The sequence below is a fragment of the Kitasatospora sp. MY 5-36 genome, assembly GCF_001182915.1.
GTDB lineage: Bacteria > Actinomycetota > Actinomycetes > Streptomycetales > Streptomycetaceae > Kitasatospora.
Window position 1 is genome coordinate 1 of the sequence record NZ_LFVW01001168.1, and the last position, 1548, is coordinate 1548.

A 1548-nucleotide genomic window follows, 5' to 3' on the forward strand; every position below is an offset into this window, starting at 1 on the left:
GTCAGCCCGTCGCCACCCGCCGCCACCCCGGCCCGTCCTCGGCCACCGGCGCGGCCGCGAAGTCGTAGCGCAGCCGGTCCGGCCCGAGCGCGAGCAGCGAGATCGACGAGGAGCCCCAGATCCGCCCGTCGCCGAAGTCGCGCCGCTGGATCAGCGCGGCGTCCGCGTCCGGCGCCAGCCCGTCCCCGGCGACGATCGGCAGCCATCCGCCCCAGGCCGCGGCGGCCGGCCCGTCGGCGGTCGGTTCGGGCCGGGGTTCGGCGGTGAGGCGGGACCGGAAGTGGGCGGCCCGCGCGGCCATCAGGTCGCGGATCCGCTCGGAGGTGGTCCGGTCGGCCGCCCGGCCCTCCAGCCCGTCGTTGAGCACCACGCTCAGGCCGGACGGCAGTTCGCGCTCCTCCAGCCGTCCGCCGCTCCAGCTGGACACCCGGGCCCCGTCGGCCCGGACCAGGACGAGGTGGAACGGGTCGTACGGGGTGAGGTCGAGGTGGCCGATGCCGCCCTCCCGGACGGCGGTGAGCGGCAGCCGGCCGCGGGTGCGCCGGGCCTCGGCGGGGGCGAGCGGGCCGAAGCCGTTCAGCAGGCAGGCGGCGGTGCGCCGGGCCGGGTCGACGGCCAGCCAGGTGCCGCCGGCCGCGAGGTCCAGTCCGCCGAGCAGGTCGGGCCGGTCCGGCCAGTGGTGGTCCGGCGGCAGCCAGGCGCGGCCCAGGTACTCGTCCCGGACGGACAGCAGCAGCACCGGCACGGCCGCTTCCGGCTCGATGCTGACGAACGCCGTGCACACGACCGGGCCCCCTGACCTCGTCCTGTCGGAGACCTCCTGGCGGTGATCTCCTGCCGGCGATCCTCGCACGGTCGTTCGCACGCCGGAAGTGGCCCAAGGAACGCGTGGCCGAACGCACCAGGACGGCAGGCCACCCCGCTCCTAGGCTGGCGACCATGACGACGAACGAGACCACGCGCGCGACCGCGGACGGGACGGCCGGTACGGACGGCGCCCCGGTGCCCGCCCCCGAGCAGCGCCTGCTGATGCACAAGCTCGCCCCCGCCTACTACCAGGCGATGGTCGCCGTGGACCGGGCCTCCCGGGAGGGCGTCGACCCGGTCATCGCCGAGCTGGTCAAGGTGCACGCCTCGATGATCAACGGCTGCGCCTTCTGCATCGACATGCACTCCACCGACGCCCGCAAGCACGGCGAGCAGGACCACCGCCTGGTCTCCCTCCCGGCCTGGCGCGAGACCCCGTGGTTCACCGCCCGTGAGCGCGCCGCCCTGGCCCTCACCGAGTCCGTCACCCTGCTGACCCAGGGGCACGTGCCGGACGCCGTGTACGCGGAGGCCGCCGCGCGGTTCGACGAGACCGAGCTGGCCCAGCTGATCGCGCTGATCGCCACCATCAACGCCTGGAACCGGATCGGCGTGTCCACCCGCATGAGCCCGGCCGCCAGGTGAGCGCCGCGGACCCCGCCGTCCGGCGGGAGCGGGCCCGGCTGCTGCGGGAGCTGCACCGCCCGGGCGAACCGTCCGGTGCTGGTCCACGCGCAGTAC

The 1548-nt window shown here is 76.0% G+C and carries 2 protein-coding genes; one reads left to right on the top strand and one right to left on the bottom strand.

The genetic code is table 11. From position 1 onward, the window contains the following. Nucleotide 1: 1 nt before the first annotated feature. Complete coding sequence (locus AE652_RS41100) at nucleotides 2–784, bottom strand: NRDE family protein (protein ID WP_049661068.1); 783 nt, start codon at nucleotides 782–784, stop codon at nucleotides 2–4. 155 nt (nucleotides 785–939) lie between these two features. Between AE652_RS41100 and AE652_RS41105 the strand changes: the two genes are divergently transcribed. Then, nucleotides 940–1452, top strand: coding sequence for a carboxymuconolactone decarboxylase family protein (locus tag AE652_RS41105; RefSeq protein ID WP_082346289.1), 513 nt, complete (start codon nucleotides 940–942; stop codon nucleotides 1450–1452). The last annotated feature ends 96 nt before the right edge of the window (nucleotides 1453–1548 follow it).

What these genes read in the sequence shown, in the direction of transcription:
- AE652_RS41105 (WP_082346289.1), top strand. Translation starts at nt 940, where the DNA reads ATGACGACGAACGAGACCACGCGCGCGACCGCGGACGGGACGGCCGGT.